At 58.4% G+C, this 915-nt stretch carries 1 protein-coding gene; it reads right to left on the bottom strand.

Features of this window, described 5'->3' with window-relative positions; genetic code table 11:
• Positions 1 to 525: 525 nt before the first annotated feature.
• Positions 526 to 915 (bottom strand): GGDEF domain-containing protein (locus tag J5M58_RS25775; RefSeq protein WP_207880129.1); only part of this gene is annotated, 390 nt, incomplete at its 5' end.

Here is a 915-nt window from a genome sequence, read left to right as displayed (position 1 = left end):
ATGCACCAATGGGCTGGGCCTTCTTGTACCAGGTCTGCTGATTGGTGAGTGGTATGCCGTGTTTTGGGCGGGGTCGTACTGGATGGCACGGGCTGCGCCCGTGTTCGCGGGCGCGCCCGCTCTCATGGAACAACACATGACTCATTGGTTTAGTGAGGGTCTGTAGGAGCAGCCTTGTGCTGCGAAGAGGCCGGTACTGACGAAGCCTATCTAGTGCTTGTACCGGCCTCTTCGCAGCACAAGGCTGCTCCTACAAAGGACGCGTCAAACGGGCGATATTTGTTTTCTGCGCGACAGTGCAGCTCAAAAGGCTGGGCGATCTCTCACAGAGATCGCGGCAACTTTTAGGATTTCGGCTGGGCAGTTGCTTCACAGCGGGCGCAGGGTTTGTGCGCTGTCTTTGGTGCCTTTAAGTGATCCCGCTTTGGCGGTAATGGACATGCCGAGCGGGGCAGGCTTTAGAGAAAACGAATAGCGGGGCTGACGTAAGAGAAGACATGCCGTACAGCCCGGATCGTGTCTGCCTCAGAGCGGCGGCGCTACATAGACAACCCGATCACGCCCGTTCTGTTTGGCGGTATAGAGCCCCTTGTCGGCGCGTTCCAGTGCGTCATCCAGCGTTTCACCCTTGGCGAACAGGGTGCACCCGATGCTCAGGGTTACCTTCAACTGACCACAGGGCAATTGCATCGGCCCGGCACCCACCTGTTCGCGAATCCGCTCAGCAATCCGTGTCAGCTCTTCGCTGTCTTTAACGTGCAAAACAGCGACAAACTCCTCACCCCCATGGCGCACCAGCAGGTCGTCGGGGCGCAGTGCTGCGCGCAGGCGACGGGCAGATTCGCAAAGCACTTTGTCACCGCCGCCATGGCCGTACTTGTCGTTGATGGATTTGAAGTGATCCAGGTCGGCATA

Origin of the sequence: Pseudomonas sp. 32_A (assembly GCF_017490905.1) — a bacterium.
GTDB lineage: Bacteria > Pseudomonadota > Gammaproteobacteria > Pseudomonadales > Pseudomonadaceae > Aquipseudomonas > Aquipseudomonas inefficax.
This window is presented reverse-complemented; position numbering and strand designations above follow the sequence as displayed.